At 68.8% G+C, this 22,011-nt stretch carries 23 protein-coding genes; 5 read left to right on the top strand and 18 right to left on the bottom strand.

Features of this window, described 5'->3' with window-relative positions; translation table 11 throughout:
* The first annotated feature begins 38 nt into the window (after positions 1–38).
* The gene (locus QSK35_RS17015; protein WP_285747169.1) at positions 39–932 is read left to right on the top strand and encodes an EamA family transporter; all 894 of its coding nucleotides are present in this window, start codon (positions 39–41) and stop codon (positions 930–932) included.
* On the opposite strand, the gene QSK35_RS17020 is transcribed toward QSK35_RS17015, so the two are convergent.
* Entirely contained in the window at positions 856–2,358 is a 1,503-nt protein-coding gene (locus tag QSK35_RS17020) for a cobyric acid synthase (RefSeq protein ID WP_285747644.1), read from the bottom strand. The genes QSK35_RS17015 and QSK35_RS17020 overlap by 77 nt on opposite strands.
* Positions 2,359–2,386: 28 nt before the next feature.
* Here QSK35_RS17020 and QSK35_RS17025 point away from each other — a divergent pair, with 28 nt between their 5' ends.
* From QSK35_RS17025 to QSK35_RS17035, 3 genes are all read left to right on the top strand, one after another.
* A complete protein-coding gene (locus QSK35_RS17025; protein WP_285747177.1) occupies positions 2,387–3,073 on the top strand; it encodes a hypothetical protein in 687 nt (228 codons plus the stop codon).
* A 220-nt stretch (positions 3,074–3,293) separates the two neighbouring features.
* A complete protein-coding gene (locus tag QSK35_RS17030) occupies positions 3,294–3,467 on the top strand; it encodes a hypothetical protein (protein WP_285747179.1) in 174 nt (57 codons plus the stop codon).
* A gap of 107 nt (positions 3,468–3,574) precedes the next feature.
* A complete protein-coding gene (locus QSK35_RS17035; protein WP_285747181.1) occupies positions 3,575–3,850 on the top strand; it encodes a hypothetical protein in 276 nt (91 codons plus the stop codon).
* Here the strand turns inward: QSK35_RS17035 and map are convergent.
* The 10 genes from map to dxr all read right to left on the bottom strand — a co-directional run bounded on the left by map (position 3,847) and on the right by dxr (position 13,713).
* Positions 3,847–4,704, bottom strand: coding sequence for a type I methionyl aminopeptidase (gene map / locus QSK35_RS17040; protein WP_285747183.1), 858 nt, complete (start codon positions 4,702–4,704; stop codon positions 3,847–3,849). The two genes, QSK35_RS17035 and map, sit on opposite strands and share 4 nt — an antisense overlap.
* 103 nt (positions 4,705–4,807) lie before the next feature.
* On the bottom strand, positions 4,808–6,595 hold the full coding sequence (locus QSK35_RS17045) for a penicillin-binding transpeptidase domain-containing protein (protein ID WP_285747185.1): 1,788 nt from the start codon (positions 6,593–6,595) through the stop codon (positions 4,808–4,810).
* 36 nt (positions 6,596–6,631) lie between these two features.
* Positions 6,632–7,486: a GNAT family N-acetyltransferase gene (locus QSK35_RS17050; protein ID WP_285747187.1), complete on the bottom strand. Its 855-nt coding sequence runs from the start codon at positions 7,484–7,486 to the stop codon at positions 6,632–6,634.
* A gap of 36 nt (positions 7,487–7,522) precedes the next feature.
* Positions 7,523–7,945, bottom strand: a complete 423-nt coding sequence (locus QSK35_RS17055) for a lasso peptide biosynthesis B2 protein (RefSeq protein ID WP_285747189.1) — start codon at positions 7,943–7,945, stop codon at positions 7,523–7,525.
* A complete protein-coding gene (locus tag QSK35_RS17060; protein ID WP_285747191.1) occupies positions 7,942–8,190 on the bottom strand; it encodes a lasso peptide biosynthesis PqqD family chaperone in 249 nt (82 codons plus the stop codon). The genes QSK35_RS17055 and QSK35_RS17060 overlap by 4 nt, the downstream gene beginning before the upstream one ends.
* On the bottom strand, positions 8,153–9,928 hold the full coding sequence (locus tag QSK35_RS17065) for an asparagine synthase-related protein (protein WP_285747192.1): 1,776 nt from the start codon (positions 9,926–9,928) through the stop codon (positions 8,153–8,155). Before QSK35_RS17065 ends, QSK35_RS17060 begins: the two co-directional genes overlap by 38 nt.
* Before the next feature lie 6 nt (positions 9,929–9,934).
* Complete coding sequence (locus tag QSK35_RS17070) at positions 9,935–10,060, bottom strand: lasso RiPP family leader peptide-containing protein (protein ID WP_285747194.1); 126 nt, start codon at positions 10,058–10,060, stop codon at positions 9,935–9,937.
* A gap of 145 nt (positions 10,061–10,205) precedes the next feature.
* Positions 10,206–11,354: a flavodoxin-dependent (E)-4-hydroxy-3-methylbut-2-enyl-diphosphate synthase gene (ispG, locus tag QSK35_RS17075; protein WP_285747196.1), complete on the bottom strand. Its 1,149-nt coding sequence runs from the start codon at positions 11,352–11,354 to the stop codon at positions 10,206–10,208.
* A 17-nt stretch (positions 11,355–11,371) separates the two neighbouring features.
* Positions 11,372–12,577, bottom strand: a complete 1,206-nt coding sequence (locus tag QSK35_RS17080) for a M50 family metallopeptidase (RefSeq protein ID WP_285747198.1) — start codon at positions 12,575–12,577, stop codon at positions 11,372–11,374.
* 2 nt (positions 12,578–12,579) lie between these two features.
* Positions 12,580–13,713 (bottom strand): 1-deoxy-D-xylulose-5-phosphate reductoisomerase, encoded by a 1,134-nt coding sequence (dxr, locus tag QSK35_RS17085; RefSeq protein ID WP_285747201.1) that lies wholly within the window; start codon positions 13,711–13,713, stop codon positions 12,580–12,582.
* A gap of 134 nt (positions 13,714–13,847) precedes the next feature.
* Here dxr and QSK35_RS17090 point away from each other — a divergent pair, with 134 nt between their 5' ends.
* Positions 13,848–14,114, top strand: a complete 267-nt coding sequence (locus QSK35_RS17090) for a GlsB/YeaQ/YmgE family stress response membrane protein (RefSeq protein ID WP_285747205.1) — start codon at positions 13,848–13,850, stop codon at positions 14,112–14,114.
* Positions 14,115–14,284: 170 nt separating this feature from the next.
* Here QSK35_RS17090 and QSK35_RS17095 read toward each other — a convergent pair whose 3' ends face one another.
* From QSK35_RS17095 to QSK35_RS17125, 7 genes are read right to left on the bottom strand one after another with little or no spacing between them, the layout of a single operon-like run.
* Positions 14,285–15,592, bottom strand: coding sequence for a DUF2185 domain-containing protein (locus tag QSK35_RS17095; RefSeq protein WP_285747207.1), 1,308 nt, complete (start codon positions 15,590–15,592; stop codon positions 14,285–14,287).
* Positions 15,593–15,623: 31 nt separating this feature from the next.
* Complete coding sequence (locus QSK35_RS17100; protein WP_285747209.1) at positions 15,624–16,274, bottom strand: response regulator; 651 nt, start codon at positions 16,272–16,274, stop codon at positions 15,624–15,626.
* Positions 16,271–17,902, bottom strand: coding sequence for a sensor histidine kinase (locus tag QSK35_RS17105; RefSeq protein ID WP_285747211.1), 1,632 nt, complete (start codon positions 17,900–17,902; stop codon positions 16,271–16,273). Before QSK35_RS17105 ends, QSK35_RS17100 begins: the two co-directional genes overlap by 4 nt.
* A gap of 58 nt (positions 17,903–17,960) precedes the next feature.
* Positions 17,961–18,779 carry an ABC transporter permease gene (locus QSK35_RS17110; protein ID WP_285747213.1) on the bottom strand — a complete coding sequence of 273 codons (819 nt, stop codon included), beginning with the start codon at positions 18,777–18,779 and terminating at the stop codon, positions 17,961–17,963.
* Positions 18,776–19,639, bottom strand: a complete 864-nt coding sequence (locus tag QSK35_RS17115; RefSeq protein ID WP_285747215.1) for an ABC transporter permease — start codon at positions 19,637–19,639, stop codon at positions 18,776–18,778. Before QSK35_RS17115 ends, QSK35_RS17110 begins: the two co-directional genes overlap by 4 nt.
* Positions 19,615–20,751 (bottom strand): polyamine ABC transporter substrate-binding protein, encoded by a 1,137-nt coding sequence (locus QSK35_RS17120; protein ID WP_285747217.1) that lies wholly within the window; start codon positions 20,749–20,751, stop codon positions 19,615–19,617. Before QSK35_RS17120 ends, QSK35_RS17115 begins: the two co-directional genes overlap by 25 nt.
* Complete coding sequence (locus tag QSK35_RS17125) at positions 20,748–21,875, bottom strand: ABC transporter ATP-binding protein (protein ID WP_285747219.1); 1,128 nt, start codon at positions 21,873–21,875, stop codon at positions 20,748–20,750. Before QSK35_RS17125 ends, QSK35_RS17120 begins: the two co-directional genes overlap by 4 nt.
* Between the last annotated feature and the right edge of the window lie 136 nt (positions 21,876–22,011).

The raw sequence follows: 22,011 nt of genomic DNA on the forward strand, positions 1-22,011 counted from the left end.
ACTGGTTCTTAACTGTTCTTGTCTTCAGACTCGATGACGTGAACCCACGCCACATCGCCCTCGCCGTGCTCGTCGCCGCCATCTGGGGCTTCAACTTCGTGGTGATCCACGTCGGGCTGGCGAACTTCCCGCCGATCCTGTTCTCCGCGCTGCGTTTCCTCGCCGCGGCCGTGCCCGCGGTGCTGTTCGTCGGCAAGCCGTCGGTGCCGTGGCGCTGGGTACTGCTCGTCGGGCTGGTGCTGGGTGTCCTCAAGTTCTCCCTGCTGTTCGGCGGCATGTACGCGGGCATGCCACCCGGCCTGTCCTCGCTGGTGTTGCAGTCGCAGGTGATCTTCACGACGTTCTTCGCTTTCGTGGTGCTGCGCGAACGCCCGCGTGGCGTGCAGTTGACCGGCATCGCGATCGCGTGCGCCGGCATCGTGGTGATCGCGCTCGACTACGGGGCGGGCAGCCCGCTCGGGGCGTTCCTGCTCGTACTGGGTGCGGCGGCGTGCTGGGGTGTGTCCAATGTGGTCATGAAGTACGCGAAGCCCGCCGACACCCTGCGGTTCATGGTGTGGGTGAGCGCGGTGGCCGTGCTGCCGTTGTTCGCGCTGTCGTTCCTGTTCGAGGACATGTCGGCGTTGACGCGCCTGTCGTGGGGCGGCGCGGGCGCGATCGGCTACGTCGCGTGGATCTCGACGCTGCTCGGGTTCGGCATCTGGGGTTTCCTGCTGCAGCGCTACGACGCGAGCACGGTGGCGCCGTTCTCGTTGCTGGTGCCCATCTTCGGCATGCTCTCGGCATGGCTGTTCCTCGGCGAGCAGCTCACCGCGCTGCGCCTAGCCGCGGGCGGCCTGGTGCTGGCCGGGCTGGCTATTCCACAGCTGGTGGCGCGCCCGGCGGCACGAACGGCAGCCCTTTCGGAGCCCCTCGTTCCAGCAGTTCGATGACCTTCGCGGTGTCCAGGTGATCGGCGACGAGGTCGCCCAGCAGGTTCAGCTGGGCGGCCCGCTCGTGCGCGAAGCTGACGGTTCCCGTCTTGAAGTCGCGGTTCGCCCGTTCGGCCGCCCACATGAGGAACTTCCGGCGGAAGCCGTCGTTCTCCAGCAGCCCGTGCCAGTGTGTGCCCAGGATCCTGTCCTGGTGGGCGCCTTCGTCGCCGATCAACGGGTCCTCACTGCTGCGAACGACCTGGCCGTGGTGGATCTCGTAGCCGCTCACGGGTTCTCCCCAGGCGGTCGCTTCGGGCCTGCCGAGGGTTTTCTGTTGCCGGAAGCGGATGTCGACGTCGAGCAGCCCAAGCCCCTTCGTGACCCCGTTCTTCGACTCGACGTCGTCCTCGATCTGCCTTGAGAGCATCTGGAAGCCGCCGCAGATGCCCAGGATCGGGCCGCTGAAGTCCGTGATCGCCTGCGCCAGGCCGGTCCGGTGCAGCCACGCGAGGTCGTCGACCGTCGCCTTGGATCCCGGCAGCACCACGAGGTCCGCGTCCGCGAGCCGCGACGGCTCGGTGACGAACCGCACGCTCACGCCGGGTTCGCACGCCAGCGCCTCGACGTCCGTGGCGTTGGAGATGCGCGGCAACCGGACGACGGCGATCCTGAGCCACTGCTCGCCCACCGGCGGCTTCGGCCGGCCGACCACGCCGTCCGCCGTGTAGGACAACGAGTCCTCCGCGTCGAGCCACAGCTCTTCGCGCCACGGCAGGACACCGAGTATTGGTCTTTTGGTGAGTTGCTCGAGTTGTTTGAGGCCCGGTTCGAGGAGCTTCGGGTCGCCGCGGAACTTGTTGATGACGAAGCCGGCGACCAGTGCCTGATCCGCGGCGTCGAGGAGCGCGAGCGTGCCGAAGAGGTGCGCGAACACTCCCCCGCGGTCGATGTCGCCCACGACGAGCACGGGGATGTTCGCCTTGGTCGCAAGGCCCATGTTCGCGATGTCGTTGGCGCGCAGGTTGATCTCAGCGGGTGAACCGGCACCTTCACAGATGACGACTTCGTGGTCTCTTCTCAGTCCGTCCAAAGTAGACAGAACTGTGTGTTGCAGCTCCGCTTTTCGCTCGCGGTAGCTGAGCGCCGACACCTCGCCGATCGCCTTGCCGAGCACGACGACCTGGCTGGTGCGGTCACCACCGGGCTTGAGCAGGACGGGGTTGAACCGCACGCTGGGCTCTTTCCCGCAGGCCGCGGCCTGCAACGCCTGCGCCCGCCCGATCTCGCCGCCGTCGAGCGTGACCACCGAGTTGTTCGACATGTTCTGCGCCTTGAACGGCACGACGTCCACGCCGTTGTTGCTCAGAAACCGGCACAGCCCAGCCGTGAGGACGCTCTTACCCGCGTCACTGGTCGTCCCTGCGATCAACAGCGCACCCCGCATGAGCGCCAATGCTGCCATCATCACGTGCATGTCGACCGTCGTCCTCCTGCACAGCCCCTTCCTAGGCCCGGCGAGCCTGCGTCCGCTAGCCGACGCGCTGGCCGCGCGGGGATGGCCGGTGCTGCTGATGGACCTGCAGATGACGGTCAACGAGCCCCCGGTGCACCAGCGCCTGATCGGCGCCTTCGCCGACGCCCTGGAGGACTCCATGGTGACCGACGACATCGTGCTCGTCGGTCACAGCGGCGCGGGCCCGCTGCTGCCCGGTTTCGCCGACGCCCTGGAATCGCCCGTGTCCGGGATCGTCTACCTGGACTCCGACCTGCCCACCCCCGGCCGGGCGTGGCGGGACACCGTGGATCCTTCGCTTGTCTCCGAGATCAAGTCACGGGTGCGGGCGGGGAAGCTGCCGCGGTGGGACCTCTGGTTCTCCCCGGACCCGCTCTCGTCGCTGGTGTTCGACGCGGTCCTGCGCGAGGAGATCCGAGACGAGATCCCCGAGGTGTCCTGGGAGTTCCTGAAGGAGCAACGGCCGGCCGTGGCGTGGCTCGGACCGTCGGGCTACGTGCAGCTCAGTGACGCTTATTCCGTCGCCGCGGACGAGGCGGAGCAGCGCGGGTGGCCGGTGAAGCGGATGTCGTCGCACCACCTGGCGGCGGCCACGGACCCGGTGACCGTCGCCGACGCCCTCACCGACGTACTCAGCACCTTGTAGCACCGGAGTTGTTACACGACCACGACAGTGGACCTTGTTCAACCGACCGTTCGGGGCCAATCTGGAATCACGGCCCAGCACTCAGCAGACCGCGCCAGCGATCCTTCGCACGGCAGTTTGACCGAGGGGCCAACCCGGCCCCCGACGGAGCGTTGGAGTTCTCATGCCCGGTTCCGCTGTCAAGCCACGCCCAGACGTCCCACCCGTTCCGGGTTCGTACTTGGTTCTGATCACCCTGGTGTTGATCTGGTCGAGCACGATGATGCTGCTCGGGTACGGAATCGACACCATCGTCGTCGTGCTGGGCGCAGCCGCGGTCACCGTGCGGCAACTGTCGGGCTTCCCCAGGCAGGATCCGCGCCCGGCCAGTCCTCGCGCCAGGGCAAGCAGATGAGCACCACGCGCCGACGTCCTGGCCGGTCTCACCACATCCCTGATCCTGCGGACGGCCCGGTCGCAGCCCACGCATTCGACCTGCAGACCCTGAGCCGATCGACCGGCATGTCCCTGCGAGCGCTCGCGGACCGTCTGGCCCGAGAGCACCCGGACATGCACGTCTCCTACGCAACGCTCGCGCGCACGCACAACGGACGCCAATGGCCGCCGTGGCGCAACGTCCAGGCCTACGTGCTCGCCTGCGGCATGAACCCGCGCGCGTGGCGCGAACAGAAGTACGCCAGGTACGAAACCCTCTTGGCCCGCGCGAACTCCTGGGTCGACGCACCGGCGACCCACGTCGGCTGGTCGACGCTCGCCCAACGCCATCTGGTGAGCTAGCAGACCGTCAGGATCTCCGAGCCCGTGTCCGTCACGACGATGGTGTGCTCGAACTGAGCGGTCCAGCTCTTGTCCTGCGTGGTGGCGGTCCACTCGTCGTCCCACATGTCGTGGTCGATCCCACCGAGCGTGATCATCGGCTCGATCGTGAACGTCATGCCGGGCTCGAGCACGGTCTTCATCGACGGCTCGTCGTAGTGCAGCACCACCAGCCCGCTGTGGAACGACCGCCCGATGCCGTGCCCGGTGAAGTCGCGCACGACGCCGTACCCGAACCGCTTGGCATAGGCCTCGATGACGCGCCCGATGACGTTGATCTCACGCCCCGGCTTCACAGCCTTGATGGCCCGCATGGTCGCCTCGTGCGTGCGCTCGACGAGCAGCCGGTTCTCCTCGGCGACGTCACCCGCGAGGAACGTCGCGTTGGTGTCGCCGTGCACGCCGCCGATGAAGGCCGTGACGTCGACGTTGACGATGTCGCCGTCCTCGATGACCGTGCTGTCCGGGATGCCGTGGCAGATGACCTCGTTCAGCGAGGTGCAGCACGACTTCGGGTAGTTCCGGTAGCCGAGCGTCGACGGGTACGCGCCGTTGTCGCAGAGGAACTCGTGCACGACGGCATCGATGTCATCTGTCGTCGCGCCCGGCTGCACGACCTTGCCCGCCTCCTGCAACGCCTGCGCGGCAAGGCGGCCGGCGACGCGCATGGCCTCGATGATCTCCGGCGGCTGCACCCACGGGTCCGTGTTCTTCGCCGGGGCGGGCTTGTCCACGTACTCGGGACGCACGATGCGTGACGGCACCTGTCGACGTGGGGATTGCACACCTGGAACCAGCGGAGCACGAACAGCCATGGCCTCCACATTACGGCGTCACGGCACCGCCCTGAGGAAGCGGGCCGACGACGGCCCCCCGCTCCTCGGAGGGAGCCGGCGCTCCTCGGGCGTGCTCATGCGGTCACGGCACCGCCCGCAGGAACTTCGCCGACACGTCCACCGCGGGCGTCGAGCTGTCCGCCCCGAGCAGCAGCACGGCGAACGCCACGTCACCGCGATACCCGACGAACCACCCGTGCGAGTGCACGCCGTCCCCGAACTGCGCGGTCCCGGTCTTCCCCCGCACGTCCCCGAGCCCCTTCAACTGCGGCGCGGTCCCGTAGTCGACGACTTCCTTCATCATCTGCCGAACGGGATCCAACGCCTTGGGCGCGACCGGAGCCTTGTCGACCTTGGTCTCCCGCCCTCGCAACAACGAAGGCGTAGGCATGGACCCCTTGGCCACGGTCGCAGCCACCAGGGCCATCCCGAACGGCGAAGCCACGACCTTGCCCTGCCCGAAAGCGTCCTCAGCCCGTTCCACCACGTCGGCAGCGGGCGGCACCGACCCGGTGATCGTCGTCAACGCCGGAATCTCGAAGTCGACCCCCAGCCCAAGCGACCGAGCCGAGTTGGACAGCGCATCCGCGGGCAGGTCCACGGCCAAAGTCGCGAACGTCGTGTTGCACGAGAAGGCGAAGGCGGACCGCAGCGGAATGGTGCCCTTCTCGAACTCGCTGGAGTTCGGCACGATCCGCCGCCCGTCGATGGTCGTCTTCCCCGGACACGGCACGGGCGACTCGGCGTTGACCTTGCCCGCCTCCAGCACGGCCAGCGCCGACGGGATCTTGAACGTCGAACCGGGCGGGAAGCGGCCACTCAGGGAAATCGGCCCCTGCGCGTCGGCCGGCTCGTTCTGCGCCACGGCCAGAATGTCGCCGGTGGACGGTTGCAGGGCGACCAGCATGGCGGGCTGCGTGACCGGCTCCAGAGCGTCCTCGGCCGCCGCCTGGACGACCCGCGACAACGACACGTTGATGGCCTTGGCAGGCGACGGCTGGGTGGCGTGCAGCTCGTCGACCTCGCCACCGGCCGCGTCGACGGTCGCGATGCGGAAGCCGGCGTGCCCCGCGATCTCCTCCTCGACGGCCTTGCGCACGGCGGGCAGCACCTGGGAGCCGAAGCCGCGTGACGGCGGCAGCACGGAGATCTGAGTCGTGAAGCGCACGCCGGGCAGCTCGTAGATCTTGGGCTTCACGGTCTGGTAGTCCGCGTCGCGCAGGGCGGCGGCCTGGTAGACCTGCCCCTCGGGCGTCTTGTTCACCCCATCGGTGATCGACTGCTGGGTGATCGACTTGTCGAACGGGGCCAGCGCGTCGGCCAGGGCCTTGGCCACCGCGGCCACGTCACCGGCCTCCTTGCGGTTCACCAGCACCGACACCACTCGCTCGGGCGTCAGCACGGCCGTGCCGTCGCGATCGAGCACGGGCGCCGGGTCGGGCTTCAGCTCGGTCAGCGCGATGGTCTGCTGCGCGCCGAGCTTCGGGTGCGCGACGGACGGCGCCCAGTGCACCTTCCACACGTCGGCGTCGCGGCGCAGCTCGAACTTGGTCTGGTAGTTCCAGTGCCTGCCCTTGTCGAGGTCCCAGTCGAACGTCACGGTCGCCTCGGACGACACCGATTCGCCGCCCGGCTCCCGGACCTGCTCGACCTTGGGCGCCATGCCCTTCGGCTTGAGGGCGCCGCGGAACTTGTCCAGCAGCTCGGTCGCCGAACCGGGGTCGTCGGTCAGACCGGCCGCGCCCTTGACGTCACCGCTCGCGAGCTTGCCGACGAAGTCATTGGTCACGTCGGACGGGCCCGGCTTGGACGTGAACAGCCCGCAGCCGCTGACGAACACCAGAACCGCGCATACCGTGATGAACCGCACGGCGGGCAGTATTGCCTAAAAAGGATGCGAACGTCGTTAGAAAAGCACTGTGGCGTACTGACCGACCTGTTCGAACCCGACACGCCGGTACGCGGCCTGTGCCACGTGGTTGTACCCGTTGACGTACAACGAGGCGGTGCGCCCGAGTCCGCGCAGCAGCCGGTCCGCGACGGCCGCGGTGCCCGCCGTGCCGTAGCCGTGGCCACGCCGGTCCGGCCGCACCCAGACGCCCTGGATCTGGCCGACCTTCTTGGACAGTGCGCCGATCTCGGCCTTGAAGACGACCTCGCCGCCCTCGAACCGGGCGAACGCCCGGCCGCCCGCGATCAGCTCGGCGACGCGGGCGCGGTAGCCGGCGCCGCCGTCCTCCGCGCACGGGTCGATGCCGACCTCCTCGATGAACATCGCGATCGCCGCGGGCAGATACCGGTTGAGCTCGTCCGGCCGCACCTGGCGCACCAGCGGGTCGGCCTTGATCAGCGGCGTCGAGCCGAGCGCCATCAGCGGCTGCTCGGCGCGGACCTCGCGCGCGGGACCCCAGTCCGGCTGCAGCTCCTCCCACAGCGAGAGCACCTGCTCGGCCGGGCCGACGAGCGACGAGCACATCCGCCCGCGTCTGCGCGCCCGGTCGGCGAACGACCGCATCGCCGAGGCGTTGCCGCGTAACGGGATGAGGTTCGGCCCGGAGAAGCACAGCCCCTCCACGCGGCCGCCGCGCAGCGACCGGGTGTCGGACGCCCAGATCTCACCGCCGAGCCGCCACGGGTCCAAGCCCGCGGTCTCGACCCTTGCGGCCACCATGCACGACGCGACGGGATCATGTTCCAGCACCCCGAGCACCTCGGGCAGATCCCGTTCGTCGAGCAACCGCGCACCGGCCAGCCTCAGCACGCCCCCCAGCGTGCCAGACGAGACGGGCCGATCGCATCAGCCAACAGTGCCCGGACCGACCACCATGAGTGGTCGCAGCCCGGCCGTCCCATGTGGCTCGCCCACCGCGACGCCATCCACGGCGATCCACGCGTGCGCGTAGAACGGCGACGTGCGCACTCCGGTGCAGAACGTCGGCCACGTGCCGCGCATCCGGCACAGCAGCGCGGCCGCGAGCGATCTCTGCAGGCAGTACCGCCCGGCGCACATCGTCGACACGGCCACCACGTGCTGCCGCGCGGCAAGCGCTTGCCCGTGCGTGGCGGGCGCGGCACCCCGCCGCAGCCGTTCCAGAATTCGCCTGATCCGGTAAGGCTTCGCCCGCGCCAGCACCCGCGCGGCGATCACCGCGAGCAACGGCGCGCCCCGCCGCCACACCGGCAGCCGCACCCCTTCGTCGAGCGTGACCGGCGCGCTCACGACCACACCAGCCCACGGTCGATCAGTGCCTCCATGACCTGCTCGACATCCCGTGCGATCCGCTCCGCCGCGCCGGGATACCGCTGGACCAGCGACGACACCGGGTCGCCGCCGCTCTGCAACACCCGCAACACGGCCACGCCGGTGGTGTTGAGCTGGAAGTACCGGCCGGTGCGCTCGTCGAGCAGCACCATCCCGTCCCCGGTCTCAGCGAACGACACGTGCGGTTCGAGTTGCCACTTCACGCAGCCACACCTCACAGGCCAGAGTGCTTTCCAGGGCGATCACGCCCAGGTTGTCCCGATGAACCCCGACGAGGACGTCCCGCACGCCCGCCGGGTCGATCAGCCCGAGCCGGGCCAGTTCCGAGTCCTCGAAGAGCCGGGCGATCGCGGCCCGGTTGCGGCGCAGCCCGAGGTGGACCTCCGAGCTGAACTCGCCCTTCGTCCGCCGGCCGAGCACATCGTCCGGCACGATCCCGCGCATCGCGGCGGCCAGCAGCGGCTTGTAGCGCACCGGGCCGGCGTGGTCGGACTGCCGCACGGACAGCACGGCCTCCACCACGCGGTCGTCCAGGAACGGCGTCGCGGTCCGCACGCCGAACCGGCGCATCAGCCGGTCCGTGAGCCGGGCGTTCGCGGCACAGGTCCGGACCCCTTCCAGCATCGTGTGCGCGGCCCGGTCCCGGCCGAGCGGCTCCGGTTCGTCGACGGATCTCAGCTGGTCAGCGGCCAGTTCGGCGGCGAGCGGGGTCGCCCACGGTGGCAGGTGCAGCGGTGCGACCCACGACATGTCGAGCACGCCGGACGCCCGCTCGGGCGTGCCGATGCCCGCGATGGCGTCGAGCACGTTCGCCCGGTACGACCGGCGGTCGGCGAGCGCGCGCACGATCTGCCCGAGCGGCCAGCGCGCGAACCGGCGGTACGCCCGCACCGACCGCAGTGCCTGCCACGGCCGGGTCCGCACGAGCGTGTGCAGGTGGTGCACCCACGGGCGGAACAGTTCGTCGCCGCCGGCGCCGGTGAAATGGGCGACCGATCCGGCGGCGGCCATCCGCACCGCCTGATCCTGCAGCCGCCACCGGTTGCGGATCCAGCCGTGCGGCTGTTCCAAATCAGTCCAGACGGCGTCGAACCCACCGAACGCCGAAGGCAGTTCACCGACATCCAGAACCTGGTGTTTCGAATTGAGATATGCGGCCGCCCGACCGGCCCATTCCACGTCATCAAAATCGGCGTCCGGCGCGGACATTACCTGCGTTACGAATTCACCCGGACGATACGCGTCGAGCAGAAAGCAGATCGACGTCGAGTCCATTCCACCTGACAGGTCGGCGCTCATCGAAGGCGCGAGCCGGGCCGCCACGGCATACCGCAACGCGCCGCGCACCAGCGGCACGCCCTCGGCCAGCGACCGTTCCGGGGCCGGCGGCGTCCACCACCGCTCCACGCGGTGCCCCCCGCCCGGCCTGGTGTGCAACACCGAATCGGGTGGCACCCGGCGTACCCCGCGCCACGCCGGCACGTCACCGAGCTGCCCGGCGCCGCGGGTCAGCAGCTGCACCGCGACCACCGCCGGATCGACGCCGTCGCTCGCCAGGAGGTCGTCCCGGTCGGCGGCGACGGGCACGCCGTCGATCAGCGAATAGCTGACTCGCCGCAGGCCAGAGACCATGCCGCGTACCGACAGACACCCGTCGACGGCCGCGACGAGATGCCACTCGCCGCGCAGCAGCCCGGCGATCTCGTCCAGCGAGCGGCCGCGCAACGCCGAGGCCGTGACCGAGGTGACGCCCAGGACAGCGATCTGGACGCCCCGCTCGGTCACGCGCACCAGCCGGTCGTCCGCCCAGCGCCCGAGCAGCCACGGGCGCCCCGACGGGTGGTCGATCCGCTGGGGCGCCCGCGCGAGGAACCCCCGGACCGCGTGTGCCTCGCGGTCGCCGTCGGCCACCGCGACGAACCAGTCCAAAGATTCCGTCATGGTGAATTACAGGTATTCCCACCGAGCGTGGGTACCGTCAAATGAGATACCCATGCTGCCACCCATGGTCAGTTCCTCGTGGTCACCCAGTTCCACCAGTGCCGGCGGCTCGTAAATCGCGTCGAACTCCATGGCAGTTCTCCTTCGAAAATGAGGGGACTGCCCATATGCCTATCCAATCCCAATTCGAAGGTCAAGCTTCTCGATCATCGTTACGAAAAAACGGACACCTTCCGGATAGGAAGGCGTCCGTTCGTGTGTGCCGAAAGTTGCGAAATCAGCCGACTGAGACGACCGGCTCGCCGCCGGCCTCCATGTCCTCCGCGATCCGCATGGCCTCTTCGATGAGCGTCTCGACGATCTGGTGCTCGGGCACGGTCTTGATGACCTTGCCCTTCACGAAGATCTGGCCCTTGCCGTTGCCGGACGCGACACCCAGGTCCGCCTCGCGGGCCTCACCGGGCCCGTTCACGACGCAGCCCATGACCGCGACGCGCAGCGGCACCTCCATGCCCTCCAGGCCGGCGGTCACCTGCTCGGCGAGCGTGTAGACGTCCACCTGCGCGCGGCCGCACGACGGGCACGACACGATCTCCAGCTTGCGCGGCCGCAGGTTCAGCGACTGCAAGATCTGGTGCCCGACCTTGATCTCCTCGACCGGCGGCGCGGACAGCGACACCCGGATCGTGTCGCCGATGCCCTGCCGCAGCAGCGCGCCGAACGCCACCGCCGACTTGATCGTGCCCTGGAACGCCGGGCCGGCCTCCGTGACGCCGAGGTGCAGCGGATAGTCGCACTGCTCGGCCAGGATCTCGTACGCCCGGACCATGACCACCGGATCGTTGTGCTTCACCGAGATCTTGATGTCGTGGAAGTCGTGCTCCGCGAACAGCGAGGCCTCCCACAGCGCCGACTCCGCCAGCGCCTCGGGCGTGGCCTTGCCGTACTTCTGCATCAGGCGCGGGTCGAGCGAACCGGCGTTGACGCCGATGCGGATCGGCGTGTTGTGGTCGCGGGCCGCCTGCGCGATCTCCTTGACCTTGTCGTCGAACTTCTTGATGTTGCCGGGGTTCACCCGCACCGCGGCGCAGCCCGCCTCGATCGCGGCGAACACGTACTTCGGCTGGAAGTGGATGTCCGCGATCACCGGGATCTGCGACTTCTTCGCGATCGCCGGCAGCGCGTCCGCGTCGTCCTGCGACGGGCACGCGACGCGCACGATGTCACAGCCCGCGGCCGTCAGCTCGGCGATCTGCTGCAGTGTGGCGTTGACGTCCGCGGTCAGCGTGGTCGTCATGGACTGGACGGACACCGGGAACTCACTCCCGACGCCGACGTTTCCCACCATGAGCTGCCTCGTCTTGCGACGTTCCGACAGCACCGGAGGCGGCAATGCCGGCATTCCGAGCATCACGCCGTCACTCATGGGTTGAGCACCTTTCACTACTGGCCGAGCCTGATGGGGTTGACGATGTCCGCGGTCACCGTGAGCAGGGTGATGGCACCGCCGACGAAGATCACGAAGTAGGTCAGCGGGAGCAACCGCAGGTAGTTCACCGGTGCGCCGGCCGGCTTGCCGCGCAGGGCCCTCACCCAGTCTCGCACCCGTTCGTAGAGGTTGACGGCGATGTGACCACCGTCAAGGGGCAGCAGGGGCAGGAGGTTGAACACACCGACGAAGAAGTTCAGTCCCGCCAGCATCAGCAGGAAGAACGCCCACAGCCCGCGCTCGGCCGCCTCGCCGCCGAGCCGCGACGCGCCGACCACGCTGATCGGGGTGTCGAGGTCGCGCTCGCCGCCGCCGATCGCCTTCACCACGGCGGGGATCCGCTCCGGGAAGCGCATGAGGCCTTCCCAGGTGTTGACGAACATCTGGCCGGTGAACGCGGTCGCGCCGCCGATCGCGGAGACCGGTCCGTACTGGAAGGTCGTGGTGGTCTGCACACCGATCGTGCCGACGTCCTTGACGGTCTTGCCGCCCTTGCCGTCGGGGAACTCGCGCGAGACCTTGGGAACATCGACCTTGATGGTCTGCTCCTGGCCGTTGCGCAGCACCTTGAAGTCCGTGGGCCCGCTGCTCTCCTGGGTCTTCTTGCGGACGTCGGTCCACGTCGGCGTCGTGACGCCGCCGACCGCCAGGATCTGGTCACCGGCCTGCAGACCCGCCGCCTTCGCGGGCGCCGGGGCGTTCGCGGGACACGGCGAGTCCAGCGGCACCGTGTGGTTCTGCACGCAGTTCGAGATCTGCGACAGCACCGGCACGTCCTTGTTGTTCGGCAGGCCCAGTGTCGCGGCGAGCAGGTAGAGCACGACGAAGCCGACCATGAAGTGCGTGATCGACCCGGCGGCCAACACGACCACGCGCTTCCATGTCTTCTGCTTGTAGAACGCGCGGTGCTTGTCCGCGGGCGGCACCTCCTCCAGGGCGGTCATGCCGACGATCTCGCAGAAGCCGCCGGCGGGGATCGCCTTGAGGCCGTACTCGGTCTCTCCCTTGCGGAAGGAGAAGAGCTTCGGCCCGAACCCGATGAAGTACCGGGTGACCTTCATCCCGAAGGCCTTCGCGGTCAGCAGGTGACCGAACTCGTGCAACGCGATGGACACCGCGATGCCGAGGGCGAAGAGCAGGACGCCGAGGACGTAGCCCACGTTCAGTTCCTTCCGACCAGTTCACGTGCGCGTGCCCGCGCCCATTCCTCGGCGGCGAGCACCTCTGCCACGTCCGCCGGGTCGTGCTTCCAGCCGTCCGCCTCCGCGAGCACCCGCCCGATGGTGTCCACGATGGAGAGGAACGGCGTGGCGCCAGCGACGAAGGCGGCCAGGGCCTCTTCGTTCGCGGCGTTGTAGATCGCCGGCTGGCACCCGCCCGTGGTGCCCGCCTGCCTGGCCAGTTCCACCGCTGGGAACGTGCCGGCGTCCAACGGCTCGAAAGTCCATGCGGTGGGTGCGTCGAAGGTACACGCGGGTGCCGCACCGGCCACTCGCTCCGGCCAACTGAGACCGAGTGAGATCGGAAGGCGCATGTCGGGCGGACTAGCCTGGGCCAGCGTCGATCCGTCCGTGAAGGTCACCATCGAGTGAATGATCGACTGCGGGTGCACGACGACGTCGATCCGATCGTACGGGACGCCGAAGAGCAGGTGTGCCTCGATGAGCTCCAGCCCCTTGTTGACCAGGGTGGCCGAGTTGATCGTCACGACCTTCCCCATGGCCCAAGTCGGATGCGCCATGGCCTGCTCGAAGGTGACTTTGCCGAGCTCATTTTTCGTCTTCCCGCGGAACGGTCCACCCGATGCGGTGAGGACGAGCCGCGCGACCTCGTTCTCGGTGCCGCCGCGCAGGCACTGGGCCAGCGCGGAGTGTTCCGAGTCGACACTGATGAGCTGCCCCGGCTTGGCGGCCTTGGTGACGAGCGGGCCGCCCGCGATGAGCGACTCCTTGTTCGCCAGCGCGAGCACCGCGCCGGTCTCGAGCGCCTTGAGCGTCGGCTCCAGCCCGCGCGAGCCGTCCATGCCGTTGAGGATCACGTCTGCTGGTTCGGCCTCGATGAGGTCTTGGATCGACGTGAGGACCTTGGCATCCGTCGCGATGTCGACGGGCTTCGCGACCGCGATCGTCCCGACGCCGAACTCGGCGGCCTGTTCGGCGAGCAGCGCGGGGTTGGCACCGCCTGCCGCCAGACCGACCACCTTGAACCGGTCGCGGTTGGCCCGGATGACGTCGAGCGCCTGCGTGCCTACGGAGCCCGTCGATCCGAGGATCAGGACAGTGCGTGGAGTACTCATCGCCCCTCATTGTTCCGGACCACGGCTGAGAGCCGTGCGCCCCCGTACTTTGATAACGGCGTGGTCACGGCAGTGTGAAGTCGCTCGATATGGGCATCCCTCTCCCGATTGGACCAAAGGAAGGGAGACTCACCGTGGGTATCCTGGGCTGGATCGTTCTCGGCCTGCTAGCCGGCGCCATCGCCAAGGCCATCATGCCCGGCCGCGATCCCGGCGGGATCATCATCACGATGCTGCTCGGCATCGTGGGCGCGATCCTCGGTGGCTTCATCGGTCAGGCGCTGTTCGGCACTGATCTCGGAACCTTCTTCGACATGCGCACGTGGCTGCTCGCGATCCTCGGAGCGATCGTCCTGCTGGGCATCTACCGGCTGGTCACGGGGAGCCGCGCACGCACCTAGCCCTGCCTGACCTGCAGAAACCGGGGGTCTCCCGCTTGGGGGACCCCCGGTTTCAATTCTTCCAGAAGGGTCTGACAGTTCCGGGCTGGCTCAGGTCGCCAGTCTCGATCGAGCATCCTGCGGCGGTTGGGCCATTCGAGTGCGGGCCGACGGCTTACGCGGGCAAAGTTCTAGTCCTCGGCCGGCACGAACTCGCCGTCCACCCGCTCGAACGCCGATCCCGGCGGCTGATCGAACACCGCCTCCAGCGCGGGGTCCGCGCCGATCAGCTCGCGCAACGGCAGGATCGTGGCGTTCGAGGCGTCGTCCGCGTACTCCTGCGTCTCGTCGCCGGCGAACACACGCCAACCACTGTCCTCGTCGCGGCCAGGCTCTTCGCGGTACAGCCACGCGGCGTGGGCACCGTCGCGCGCCACGCGGGCGGACACGATCGCCATCCTCGCGAGGTCGCCGAAATACAACCGTTCGAACCGTCGCTGGCGCGCCACGATCTCCGGCGCTCCCAGCTCCACTCGGACACGCAACAACGTGCCGTCCTCGGCGAGGTCGCGGTACACCGGGAACGCACCGTCACCCCAACTGGTGAACCAGCCGGTCATCAGCGCGCCGCCGACCTCGACGTCCCCGGACTCGGTCGCGGACGAACGCATCGGCTTCAGCAGGCGATAGTGGTCGTCGTGCGGCCGCAGGTCGAACGCGAACTTCACACCATCGCCCCGCAACGACTCCAGCTGGTGGTACCGGGACCGCATCTCGTCGAAGGTGAGATCGGCCCAGAGGTACTCGTCCTCCACTTTGGAACCAGCGAGCCTCGTGGCGACCTGCTCCGCGTCCGCGCCCCAGAACGCGAGGTCGAAGAGCCCGTCAACCGGTTCGTCGTTGACCCAAGTGTTCAACGCGGCCGGATCCGCGAACATCAGCCGCGCCTCGTCGACCAGCACGTATCCGGCTTCGATGGACTCCGCGGGCACACCCTCCGCGCACTCCACCCACACCGAGTGCCACCGCTCCTGGTCCGGCCCCGGCTCCATCCGCTCACCCAGCACCCGCAACGGCCCGGCAGGCAGACCACGCACCGCCACACCCCAGCCGCCGTGGAACGGCACCTCGGCACCGCCGGGCAGATCGTCGAGCAGCCGCTGCACCCGCGTGTAGTGCGGCATCCTCGGCACCTGCCGCACGGTCGCTTCGAGTCCGGTGAGCGCCACCGCCTCGACTACAGGGTCACCGTCCTGCGGCACGTCGAAGACGTACCGGCCCTTGACGGCGGCAAGGCTCAGGCGTGCGGCGGCTTCGGCCGCCTGCGGGCCGACGATCTCGAAGTCCGCAGCGGCGTTCGCCTTCGCCACGACCACTGGTGGCGCGAGTTCCTCGGGAAGCAACGGTGGCTGATCACCCGACCACAGCCGGAGCAAGCCGAAGTCGATCAGCAGCAGATCACCTGACGGGAAGGACGCGCTCCCCAGCAACTCCGTCATGCGGCACATCGTGCCATTCAGCAGGGCTGCCTCAGGTCGCCAGACCCGCGTCCCGCGCCAGCAACGCCGCCTGCACCCGGTTGGTCAACCCGAGCTTGGCGAGCAACCGACTGACGTAAGTCTTCACAGTTGCCTCGGACATGTGCAGCTTCTGCCCGACATCAGCATTGGACATCCCCTGCCCCAACAGAGTGAGCACCTCAACCTCACGCTCGGTCAACCGCTGCACCTGCCGCACGGCTTCCTGCCGCTTCGGCTGCCCGGAAGAGGCCACCATCCCCACCACCCGGCTGGTAACCATGGGCGACAGGTAAGCCTCCCCGTTGTGCACGGCACGCACGGCCCGCAGCAACTCCTCAGGCGCCGAGTCCTTCAAGAGAAACCCAGCGGCCCCGTCCGAGAGGGCGCGCACGATGTTCTCGTCCTCGCCGAACGTAGTCAGCATCACGACCTTCACCCCAGGCGCGACGGCGTGCAGCTCCCGCGCGGCGGCGAGCCCGTCGAGCTTGGGCATCCGGATGTCGAGCACGGCGACGTCGACGCGGCGTTCCCGCACCGCCTGAACGGCCTCGCGGCCGTCGCCGACCTCGGCGACGAGCTCGATGTCGTCCGCCGTGCCGAGGATGGCCTTGATGCCCGCGCGCATCAGCGGTTCGTCGTCGGCGATCAGAACCCGGATCATTTCTTCCTCTGCACGTGGATCTTCTTTTCGACCAGCTTGCCGTCAGCGAAGCAGAAACGCACGATCCTGGTGCCGCCCGACAGGTACGACTGTTCGTCCGTGACGTGGTACACGCAGTGCGCGCCGGGCGGTTCGGGCGCGGCCTGGGAGTTGCGGTCGCCGTCCGCGATCAGCGGTTCGGTGCCACGAGGTAACCGAGCCAGCACGTCGGCCTCGGCCTGCCCGAGCTGGATCGAGTCGATCACGGACTGCTGCACGACCTCGGTGATCGGCCGCGTGCCGATCCAGGTGAATCCGCCGATCACGACGGCGACCACCACGCAGGCGGCGACGATCGAACCCGTGCCGGCCCACTTGCGGATCCTGGCCGGTGGCTCCTCGTCCTCGGGGTCCTCAGCGGGCGACGCGACGTGCTGCTCCTCGTACGGCAACACCGCGGCGATCCGGTAACCACCGGCCGGCAGCGCGCCGACGTGCAACATGCCGCCCGCGACCCGGACCCGCTCCCCCAGCCCGATCAGGCCGACACCGGCGCCCTTCGACGAGACTCCGGCGCGCGGCGGGTTGTTGCGCACCTCGACGACTAGCGCGTCCGGCTCGTACTTCACGGTCACCTGCACGGTCGCGCCCGGCGCGTGCTTCGACGCGTTCGTCAGGCCCTCCTGCGCGACGCGGTAGGCGGCGTGCGACACCTTCGCGGGCAGCTCGGTCGCCTGCCCGCCGCGCACCAGGCTGACCAGCATCCCCGCCCGCCGTGCACCCTCGACCAGCTCGTCGATCGCCTCGACCGTGCGGCGCGCCGGGTCGTCGTCCGGCTCGTCCTCGCTGCGCAGCACGCCGATGATCGTGCGCAGCTCGTCCATGCCGGTCAGGGCGGCCTTGCGCAGCACACCGATGGCCTCGCGCTGCCGCGCGTCGAGGTTCGTGTCCAGCGCCAACGCCCCCGCGTGCACGCTGATCAGGCTGAGCCGGTGGCCCAGGCCATCGTGCATGTCCTGCGCGATGCGGCTGCGTTCCCGGAGCCGGACCTGCCGCGACAACATCCGGTGCTCGGTGCGCATCCGCTGTTCGCGTTCCTGCATCGCCGCGACCAGCGCCTCGCGCGCCGCCAGGTACCGCCCGACCAGGAACGGCAGCGCCACCCCCACGCAGTACACGACGATCATGAGGAACACGCTGTAGGACGCGCTCGAGCCGAGCGGTGTCCCATCCCAGAACACCACGAGCAGCCCGAACGCCAGGACCGCCGCCACCGCGGCCCGCCGCCACGACTCGACGCGCCGGCCCGCGGTGTAGCTGACGAACATCGCCAGCGCCGCGCCGCCGTACGGCCCGCTCATCGTCAGCAGGATGCCGAGCAGGAACGCGGTCGTCGGCAGCACCAGCCGCAGCGGCAGGATCACGACGTACCCGGCCAGCAGGCCGGCGAGCACCCACCCCGAAGCCGTCTTCTCCGCCCAGTAGCCGGGCCACACGTCGAGGACGATCGCCGCGAGCAGGATCGCGATCTCGCCCGCGATCCGCAACGGGGTCAGGCACCGCAGCTGAACCAGTGTCCGGTCCAGCAGCGCCGCGAACGACGCCCGGACGTCCGGGAGCGCGAATCGGCGCGGCAGAGCTTCAGTCACGCCATCACGCTACGAGACATCCCACGTTCCGTCCGCGCTCGTTGGTCGCTCGTTCGCCCTACGAAAGTTGACCGGCGAGTACGACCGCGCGCCCAGCCTTGCGGGCCCGCCACGCCGCGGTCACCACGCCGGCGAGCAGCAAAGCCGTCGTCGCCGTCACCATCAGCGTCGACAGCGCCACGATCTCCGGCGAGATCCCGCGCTTGCTGGCCTGGGCGTAGACGAACACCGGCAGCGTGGTCGACCCGACGCCCGTCAGGTAGCTGGAGATCACCACGTCGTCGAACGACAGCAGGAACGCGAACGCCGCTCCCGTCAGCACCGCGGGCGCCACCAGCGGGAGCGTCACGGTCCGGAACGCAGTCAGCGGCGACGCGCCCAGGTCGGCCGCCGCCTCCTCCATCCGCGTGTCCATGCCCGCGACTCGGGAGCGCACGACCACCACCACGAAGCTCAGCGAGAACGCCACGTGTGCGAACAGCAGCGCGCCGAACCCGAGCGGGATGCCCGCCAGCTTCACGCAGAACCCGAGCAGCGCCACGCCCATCACCACCTCGGGCACCACCAGCGGGAGGCTCAGCAGGATCGTCCACAGCGAACGACCGGGGAACGCCTTGCGCAGCCCGAACGCCGCCAGCGTCCCGATCACGGTCGCGATCGCCGCCGACGCCACCGCGAGCCGCAGCGTCAGATCGAGGGACTGTAGAACACGGGAATCGTTGAACAATTCTACGTACCAACGATTCGACAATCCTTCGATCCGGCTCAGCGACCGGGAATTGTTGAACGATACGACAGCCAGCCACGCGATCGGCGCGTACAGGAAGAGGAAGACCAGCGCGGCGACACCGCCGAGCACCCACGGCCTGCGGTTCACAGCACGTCCTCCCCACGCCGGCCGCGCAACACCAGCACGAGCACCACGAGGAGCAGCAGGAGCACCGCCATCGCAGACCCCAGCGGCCAGTTGTTGCCGCCGCGGAACTGGTCGTCGATCACCGACCCGAACGTCGACTGGTTCACGCCACCGAGCAGCCGGGGCGTCACGAAGTCACCGGCCGACGGCACCAGGACCAGCAGCGACCCTGCCAGCACACCGGAGAACACGCCGGGCAGCACCACGCGGAAGAACGTCGAGGTCCGCCCGTGTCCGAGGTCGAACGAGGCCTCGACCAGCCGGTGGTCGAACCGCTCGCACGCCACGTACAGCGGCAGCACCATGAACGGCAGGAACCCGTAGGTCAGCCCGAGCACCACGGCGCCGTGCGTCAGCAGGAACCCGCCGGACCGCCCCAGCCCGATGCTCGACAGCGCCTGGTTGATCAGGCCGTCACCGTCGAGCAGCGCCTTCCACGCGTAGATCCGCGCCAGGTACGACGACCAGAACGGGATCAGCACCGCCACCAGCAGCACGTTCCGGTACCGCCCGCCGTGCCGCGCGATGAACCACGCCAGCGGAAACCCGAGCACCAGGCACAGCAGGGTCGTCGCGAACGCGTAGGCCAGCGTCCGCCCGAAGATCGGCAGGAACGCCGGGTCCAGCGCCGTCAGGTACGCCTGCGTCGTCCACGGCAGCACGGCCCGCGCGACCCCGGTGTCGCGCGTCGCGAAGCTGAACTGCACGACCAGCGCCAGCGGCGCGATCAGGAAGATCCCGAGCCAGACGCCGGTCGGCAGCAGCAGCGCGTTGGCCCGCAGGAACCGCGAGCGCATCAGCCGGTCTTGACGCGTGTCCACGCGTCGGCGTACTTCGCCTCGACGTCACCGCCGAGATCCTTAGTGAACGGCAGCTTCTTCAGCCGGTCCTCGGAGGGGTAGACCAGCGGATCGTTCAGCAGATCCTTGTCGATCAACGGCTTCGCGGCCGCGTTCGGGCTGCCGTATCGGACCGCGTTGGACAGCGCCGCGCCGACCTCGGCCCCGAGGATGTAGTCGATGAACTTGTGCGCGTTCTCGGCGTGCGGGGCGTCCTTCGGGATGCACAGCACGTCCACATAGGACATACCACCCTCCGCCGGGATCGCGTAGCCCACGTCGGGGTTGGCCGCGCGCGCCTGGAACGCGTCACCGGAGTACGACTGCGCGAGCAGCACCTGGCCGGAGGTGAGCGGCTCGATCACGTCGGACGTGATCTGCCCGATCTTCTTCTTCAACGACAGCAGGTAGTCCGCGGCGTCACCGATCTGCTTGGCGTCCGTGGTGTTCGGGTCGTGGCCGAGCTTCAGCAGGCCCAGCCCGAGCGCGTCGCGCGCCTCGTCCAGGATCGTCGACCGCTTCTCGGCGTTCGGCAGGTCGTAGGCGGAGAACCCGGTCACGTCCCCGCCGATCCCCGACTTCACGTACGCGAGCCCGGTCGTGCCCCAAGCCCACGGCACCGAGTACTTGTTGCCCTGGTCGTAGTCGGCGTCGACGAACCGCTGCTCGAGGTTCTTCAGGTTCGGGATGAGGTCGTGGTCCAGCGGCTGCACGAGCCCGGCCTTCAGGAACCGGCGGAGGAAGTTGTCGCTCGGCACCACCAGGTCGTACCCGGCCGCACCCGACGTGATCTTCGCCTCCATCTCGTCGTTCGAGCTGAAGTTGTCGTAGGTGACCTCGATGCCGGACACGTTCTTGAAGCCCGGCAACGTGTCCTTGGCGATGTAGTCGGTCCAGTTGTAGAAGTTGAGCTTGGGCTCGTTCTTCACGTTGCTCGCTTTGACGGAACCCGACGTGCCGCCGGTTCCGCTCGGGGCGTTGCCGACGCCGCACGCGGCGAGCGCGAAGAACGTCATGCTGCCGAGCATCGCGCGGCGGGTGACCCGCGGGCTCTCGGTGTCCCACATGCGGGCGATACGGATCTTCTCGGTCATTTCTCCCCCAGCAGCACGGTGAACTCCGGGTCCCACGCCATCCGCACGGGCTGCCCCGGCGCGCCCGCGTCGTCGATCCTGCGCGCGTTCTGCACGAACGCCACCAGTTCCTGTTCGTCCGGCAGCTCCACGACGTACTGCGTGGACACTCCCGTGTAGACGACGTCCTTCACGACACCCTCGACGACGCACCAGCCGGTCGGCGGCTCGGTCTCGCTGTCGTAAAGGTGAACCTTCTCCGGCCGGACGGTGGCCGCGGTGTGATGGTTCGTGCGCGTCGCCCTGGCGCGCAAACGTTTCACGCCGGGCGCCCGCAGCTCGACCCACTCACCGTCCACACCGGACACCGTGGCGTCGAGGATGTTGGACGTGCCGATGAACCCCGCGACGAACCGCGTGGCCGGTCGTTCGTAGACGTCCTCGGGGTACCCGACCTGCTCGACCTTGCCCGCGTTCATCACGGCGACGCGGTGCGAGAGGACGAGCGCCTCCTCCTGGTCGTGCGTGACGTAGAGGAACGTCGTGCCGACCTCGCGCTGGATGCGCATCAGCTCGATCTGCAGTTCCTTGCGCAGCTTGGCGTCCAGCGCGCCGAGCGGCTCGTCGAGCAGCAACAGCCGCGGTCCCGCCGCCAGCGCCCGCGCGATCGCGACGCGCTGCTGCTGACCGCCGGAGAGCTGCGCCGGCCGGCGCTTCGCGAACTGCGACAGCCGCACCAGCTCGAGGTGCTCGCCGACCCGTTTCTTCAGGTCATCGCCCTTGACGCGCTTGCGCCGCAAGCCGTACGCGACGTTGTCCCACACGGACATGTGCGGGAACAACGCGTAGGACTGGAAGACGGTGTTGACGTCGCGCCGGTACGGCGGCACGCCCACCATGTCGTTGCCGTCGAGCTCGATGCGCCCTTCGTCGGGGTCGATGAACCCGGCGATCATCCGCAGCACGGTCGTCTTGCCGCACCCGGACGGGCCGAGTACCGAGAAGAACTCACCTTCGTGCACGCGCAGGTCGATGCCGTCGACGGCGACCTGGTCGGAGAAGCGCTTGGTCACCCCGTGGAGTCCGATCTCGACGGGGGCGTAGGTGTCGGGAGTGCTTGCCTCAGCTGGCAGGAAGCCGGTCAATCCAGGCGCCTTAGAGATCGGATGTGTGTGGCCGCGGATGAATGTAGACGAGCAACGACCTCACTGGTAAGTCGCACGCGCGCGACCTCACACCGTCGGGTTCACGATCGTGTGCGACGATGACGCCGGTAACCCG

It is taken from the genome of Lentzea sp. NBRC 105346, assembly GCF_030269605.1.
Lineage (GTDB): Bacteria > Actinomycetota > Actinomycetes > Mycobacteriales > Pseudonocardiaceae > Lentzea.

What these genes read in the sequence shown, in the direction of transcription:
- QSK35_RS17025 (WP_285747177.1), top strand. Translation starts at nt 2,387, where the DNA reads ATGTCGACCGTCGTCCTCCTGCACAGCCCCTTCCTAGGCCCGGCGAGC.
- QSK35_RS17120 (WP_285747217.1), bottom strand. Translation starts at nt 20,751, where the DNA reads ATGACCGAGAAGATCCGTATCGCCCGCATGTGGGACACCGAGAGCCCG.
- QSK35_RS17065 (WP_285747192.1), bottom strand. Translation starts at nt 9,928, where the DNA reads ATGACGGAATCTTTGGACTGGTTCGTCGCGGTGGCCGACGGCGACCGC.
- ispG (WP_285747196.1), bottom strand. Translation starts at nt 11,354, where the DNA reads ATGAGTGACGGCGTGATGCTCGGAATGCCGGCATTGCCGCCTCCGGTG.
- QSK35_RS17070 (WP_285747194.1), bottom strand. Translation starts at nt 10,060, where the DNA reads ATGGAGTTCGACGCGATTTACGAGCCGCCGGCACTGGTGGAACTGGGT.
- map (WP_285747183.1), bottom strand. Translation starts at nt 4,704, where the DNA reads ATGGCTGTTCGTGCTCCGCTGGTTCCAGGTGTGCAATCCCCACGTCGA.
- QSK35_RS17020 (WP_285747644.1), bottom strand. Translation starts at nt 2,358, where the DNA reads ATGCGGGGTGCGCTGTTGATCGCAGGGACGACCAGTGACGCGGGTAAG.
- QSK35_RS17100 (WP_285747209.1), bottom strand. Translation starts at nt 16,274, where the DNA reads ATGATCCGGGTTCTGATCGCCGACGACGAACCGCTGATGCGCGCGGGC.
- QSK35_RS17035 (WP_285747181.1), top strand. Translation starts at nt 3,575, where the DNA reads ATGTCCCTGCGAGCGCTCGCGGACCGTCTGGCCCGAGAGCACCCGGAC.
- dxr (WP_285747201.1), bottom strand. Translation starts at nt 13,713, where the DNA reads ATGAGTACTCCACGCACTGTCCTGATCCTCGGATCGACGGGCTCCGTA.
- QSK35_RS17095 (WP_285747207.1), bottom strand. Translation starts at nt 15,592, where the DNA reads ATGACGGAGTTGCTGGGGAGCGCGTCCTTCCCGTCAGGTGATCTGCTG.